We start from the raw sequence: 5,525 nt of genomic DNA, 5'->3' as shown, positions 1-5,525 counted from the left end.
AAACAGATCGAACGCTTCTCCTCGTCCGTCCAAAGCCGCTTGGTCCGACCCGCCATCAATAACCCCAGAGTGTCCGCTATCCTAAGCGGACACTATCGATTACTCTCTATCTGCGGCAGAGCAGTGAGCCCGGACGGTTACGATTGATGCAGAGGTTCTCGTGCCCGACCTTCCCCATCGAGTGTCGGGCACACATCTGGGCGGAGGAGGCCCTCTGGGCTTCTGTCGGCTTCAGTGAGCGCTCCGGCCATTCTGACTCGCCAGTAGCGATTGAAAACTTCCCAAATCGGTGTGACTAGACTACGATTCTAGGAAAACCATGGTCGGATGAGGCAGCGCGGTGTCAAATGCGAAGCAGATACTGGCGATGCTGAGAAGCCAGGCAGAGGGCGATGAGGAGCAATTTTACTCCATCGCGCTGCAGGTTGCAGCCGGGGAAGCACGTCAGGGCCACCGGGCGACCGCCGAAGAAATCCGTTCGGCGGTAGATGCCGTACGCGCGCAGCGTGGCGTCAGAGCTTCGGTCCCGATTTCTTTCTCGCGTCCGCGTGGCGATCTCGACAACTTGCTGGACCTGCGGGAAGCGAGAATCCGTCTCGCCGACGTCGTCCTGAACATGGACATCAAGGGGCATCTCGAAGCTGTGGTGCTTCAACAGCGACGCCGGGACTGGTTGCGGGAACATGGCAAGACCCCCAGCCGCCGCATCCTTTTCGCTGGCCCGCCGGGGTCGGGCAAGACCATAACTGCGGAGGCGCTGGCTGGGGAACTGCGACTGCCGCTCTTCGTGATCCGACTCGAAAGCCTGATCACACGCTTCATGGGGGAAACGGCGAGCAAGTTACGACTTGTCTTTGATGAGGCACAGCGGCGCAGGGGCGTCTATCTGTTCGACGAGTTTGATGCTGTTGGTAGCAACCGGCTTGCAACCAACGATGTGGCCGAGATGCGTCGCGTACTGAACAGCTTCCTTCAGTTCATGGAAGAGCCATCCGCGACCGATAGCGTTCTGGTGGCGGCGACCAATCACCCATCCCTGCTGGATCGCGCTCTGCTTCGGCGTTTCGATGAGGTTTTGCAGTTCGAAATGCCGACTCCTGACGAGGTGCGGGCAATCATCAAGGCACATCTAGCGCCGATGAAGTATCCTAAACTCGTCTGGAAAACAATCGAGACAGCGGCGGAAGGGTTGAGTCAGGCAGAAATTGTTCATGCTGCGGAAGAAGTTGTCAAGGAAGCCATTCTCGCGGAAAGGGGGCAGGTTTCTACAGCTGACTTGATCCGCCAACTTAACAAGCGGCAAAGCATGAAAACTGTGTTCGCCGAGGAAAAAGAACGTCTTGGCTGAATACGAGCATCGTCACATTGATCTCAGCGGATTGGGAGTGGTCCGCGACTATAAATCCCCTGGCAGCAACGCGCGCCAAAGGACATTGCAGAGAATTCGCGAAGAGCATGGTCGTCGGCTGGTTGGGGAACTCAATGCCGCCCTTCAGTTTGCGGACCAGAGGCGAGAAGTCCTCGATCTTCCCGATGGAGCACCGCCCCCCGATGGGGTTTACCTTGAGGTTGAACTCGCGCCGGGTGTGGGACCTACGACCCTCGAGCGGAAGCGTGAGAGAACGCGACAGGGGGCCGTAACAGTCACCGCGAATGGCGCCCGGCGCATTGCGCTCTTTGTGCCGGACGATACGCGCGACGTGTTCGACGCTGTCTTTCGTGACTATGCGTTCACCGAGGTGGAAGACGGGGAGAAGATTCCGAAGAAATCCCGTGTCGAGCCGGTCGAGCATGTCCGTACTGCCCGCCTTCAGACCTTTTGGCGTGACGACCCGGATGCATTGCCTGACGATCCGCAGGCGGAAATGTGGTGGGCACTATGGTGCTTTCGAGATCGGGTCGAGCGCGTTGACGACCTTGCGCAGCGCCTGGGGCTGACCGTCGGAGATGACGATACGCGATTGCGGTTTCCGGAAGTGATCGTTCTCCCCGTCCATGGCCGCCGGGCTGTGATCGAGTTGTTGCTGTTTTCGACCGGGGGAATCGCTGAGATCCGCCGGGCGACCGACACGCCTGCGGTATTCACTGACGAGCTCCACGGTATGGTAAGCGATTTCGTTGAAAATCTCGCCGAGCGTGTCACTTGGCCGGGCAGGGACGTGCCTGCCGTCTGCCTGCTCGATACCGGCATCAATCGCGGGCATGCCCTGATCGAGCCGGCGCTCGACCGTGGTGATCTACATACGGTGGTTGCTGACTGGGGCGTTGATGACCATAGCAACATCGGTCATGGTTCAGGAATGGCTGGTCTCGCTTTGCACGGCGACTTGACCACGCAACTAGGGGACGCATCACGGCCAGTCCTATCGCACCGCTTGGAATCGGTAAAAATCCTTCCGCCGGATAGTTTTGAGCCGAATGATCCGTTTTCCTACGGTGCAATCACAACCTCGGCGGCGGCATTGCCGGAGATCGCGGCTTCTGAGCGTCCCAGAGTTTTCTGCATGGCTGTCACCAACGAGAATCGTTCCGGAGCGGAGCCGACGGGATGGAGCGCGGCACTCGACCAGATATCCTCCGGCGCCGATGCGGTCGAGGAGGGGCCTGATCATATCCGTCGACTGTTCGTGCAGGCACTCGGCAACATTGGAGACAGTTCCCACGCTGACGAGATAGCCGATGCCGACGCTTTCCCGGGCGAGGATCCGGCACAGGCGTGGAATGTGCTTACCGTGGGCGGCACCACGCTGAAATCCGATATTGCCGAGTACGCCTACCGGGACTGGTCCGGTTGGTCGCGTCCGGGGGATCGGAGTCCATACAGTCGGACGACGACGCTCTGGCGGTCGAGCCAGTCCCCCATAAAACCTGAGGTCGTGTTTGAAGCTGGCAACCGCGCGGTCAGCAGGTCAGGAATTGAGGCCGTGTCCGGGCTGCCGTCTCTTTCTCTGCTGACGACTTCCAAAACTGCTGTTCCCGAGCCGATTGTGTCCTTCTGGGCGACGAGCGCGGCAACCGCCCAGGCGGGACGGATGGCCGCGCGCATGATGGCCGAACGTCCCGACTACTGGCCGGAAGCCGTCAGGGCCCTGATGGTGCACAGCGCGCGGTGGACGCCGCATATGCTCGCGGAGTTTGCCGGAGCAGCGGGCAAGGCCGAACGAAAGGCTCTGACCAGAAAGTATGGATATGGGGTGCCCAATCTGCGTCGCGGCATAGCTTCGGCGCGCGACGACCTTGCCCTGGTCGCACAGCGGAACATCCAGCCCTTCCGTATGGACGGCGGAAACGTGCGGTTTGGTGATGCCCATGTCTACCGCTTGCCCTGGCCGCGAGACGTCCTGGAAAGCCTCGGTAACGAGCGCATCAGGTTGAAGGTGACATTGTCGTATTTCGTGGAGCCGAATCCGAGCTTCGCAAGCGCGATCGATCCTGCACGATACCAGTCGTTCGGTCTGCGTTTCGACTTGAAGCGAGCGCGTGAGACAGAACGCAATTTCATGCGTCGGGTCAATAAGGACGACCGGGATGAGGGCGATCTTCGGCCGGTGAATGAAGACAACGATGGTTGGTTCTTTGGGCCGAAGTCGGTGTCGGCCGGTTCAGTCCACATGGATATTTGGGAGGGCAGTGCCGTTGAGCTTGCAGCGCGGGACCTTCTCTATGTGTTTCCGATTTCAGGTTGGTGGCGCGAGCGCAAGGCGCTTGGAAGAGCCGAGAGCAAGAGTCGATATGCGCTCGTTGTCGGTATCGAGGCACCGGATGTCGACGTTGACCTGATCACACCAATCGCAACAGAGCTTGCGAACCTGATAGCAGCGGGCGTAGCAATCGAGACATAGCAAGAATGCTCTGCCTTGTGCCGATTGGAGGCTGCCTAGCTGCGGCTACCTTGTTTTGCCCCGAAGGACGCGCGCAGGTTCGACGTACGGAACTGGATATTTTCTTATGAGTCTTAATAGGTTAGGCTAAGCGGCAAGTCTTGGGATATTCCGTTCGACCAATCGCAAGTATCGTTGGTTGCCTGCCCCCGCAACCAAAAAAACCAGTGTTATCAAAGACTTCAAAGCCGAGCATAACGCTCGGCTTTTGTCATTCCAAATTCTTGTCAACACCTGGTCAACGTTTTACGAGCCCCCCCTTCGACGGGGCGAATAATCGCCGCCAGTACCGTCACAGCACCAACTCATAGTGCGTGCTGCGGCCGCCGCCTTCGCCCTTCCGCAGCAGACCGAGGTCCAGTAGAGCCGTGATGTCACGGTTCGCAGTGTCCTGCGAGCACTTGGCGATGATGGCCCACTTCGAAGAGGTCATCTTGCCCTCGAACCCATCAAGCAAGCGGTTCAGCACCTTGATCTGACGTTCGTTCAGCGCCAGCGCCGCAGTGCGTTCCCAGAACTGCCCCTTGGCGACGACCGCAGCCAAGACGCCGTCGGCACCGTGAACCGCGCGGCCGAGGCAGTTAAGGAACCACAGGAGCCATGATGTGACGTCCGTGCCCCCCTTCTGAGTGCGCTCGAGCTGCTCGTAGTAGGCGTTCCGCTCGGTCCTGATCTGCGCGGACATGCTGTAGAACCGCTGCGAGCTTCCCTCCGAACGGGCAAGCGCCAGGTCGGCGATGGCGCGGGCGATGCGGCCGTTGCCGTCCTCGAAGGGGTGGATCGTCACAAACCACAGATGCGCCAGCGCCGCCTTGATCACAGGGTCGGTGGCCAGCGGTGCGTTGAACCATGTGAGGAAGGCTTCCATCTCCGCCACGACCCGCGGTGCGGGTGGGGCGGAGTAGTGGACTCTCTCCCGGCCAAAGGGCCCGGACACCACCTGCATCGGGCCGGTGCTGTCATCACGCCAATCGCCGACGATGATCTTCGTCATGCCGCTGCGTCCGGTGGGGAACAAAGCCGAATGCCAGCCGAAAAGGCGCTCGGCGGTGAGCGGGGCCTGAAAGTTCCGCGTTGCGTCCAGCATCACCTCAACAATGCCTTCCACATTGCGATCGGTCGGAGGCAGGGCGCCGATGTCGATGCCAAGCCGTCGGGCGAGGGATGACCGCACCTGAGTGGCGTCCAGCTGTTCGCCCTCGATCTCGCTTGTCTTGACGACGTCCTGCGTCAGGGTCTGCAGGACCGCCTCCTCGCGTAGCTTGAAGCCCAGCGCTTCCATCCGGCCTATCAGTCGCCCCTGGTCGTGACGCACTGCAGCCAGGGGCGCAGCAATGCTGCCGTCCTGCCAGGTTAGCCTGGGCCAGTCTGTTTGTTCCCAGATGTACACGACATTCTCCGCGCTAAGTGCGGCGATTGTGGGCCGCATTCTCCGCAAGCGCAAGGAAAAACACCGCAAGATATGCGGAGAATGTGGGAGCTAATCTCCGCACGACACGAACGCGTGGTTTCGTTGCGGCGCGACAAACAGGATGAGATTCCGCGTCAATCAGGATGAGACTCTGCGGCGGGTGTGTGTCGGAGGGAGGGCGTAGCCCGACCGGAGGCACACACCCGCCGCTTCGCCCTGTTCCGGGGTCTGTG

3 protein-coding genes are annotated in these 5,525 nt (G+C 60.2%); 2 read left to right on the top strand and 1 reads right to left on the bottom strand.

Annotation, left to right across the window (positions count from 1 at the left end; genetic code table 11):
* Positions 1–340 precede the first annotated feature (340 nt).
* Together FNJ84_RS21460 and FNJ84_RS21455 are read left to right on the top strand one after the other, a co-directional pair.
* Complete coding sequence (locus FNJ84_RS21460; protein WP_024845331.1) at positions 341–1,348, top strand: AAA family ATPase; 1,008 nt, start codon at positions 341–343, stop codon at positions 1,346–1,348.
* Positions 1,341–3,842, top strand: coding sequence for a S8 family peptidase (locus FNJ84_RS21455; protein WP_143795236.1), 2,502 nt, complete (start codon positions 1,341–1,343; stop codon positions 3,840–3,842). Before FNJ84_RS21460 ends, FNJ84_RS21455 begins: the two co-directional genes overlap by 8 nt.
* Positions 3,843–4,173: 331 nt before the next feature.
* Here FNJ84_RS21455 and FNJ84_RS21450 read toward each other — a convergent pair whose 3' ends face one another.
* Positions 4,174–5,310 (bottom strand): Fic family protein, encoded by a 1,137-nt coding sequence (locus FNJ84_RS21450; protein ID WP_143795235.1) that lies wholly within the window; start codon positions 5,308–5,310, stop codon positions 4,174–4,176.
* Positions 5,311–5,525: the final 215 nt, after the last annotated feature.

Origin of the sequence: Paracoccus sp. M683, assembly GCF_007096355.1 — a bacterium.
Taxonomy (GTDB): Bacteria; Pseudomonadota; Alphaproteobacteria; order Rhodobacterales; family Rhodobacteraceae; genus Paracoccus.
The sequence above is the reverse complement of the archived record's forward strand: the minus strand, read 5'-3'. Positions and strand labels throughout refer to the sequence as shown.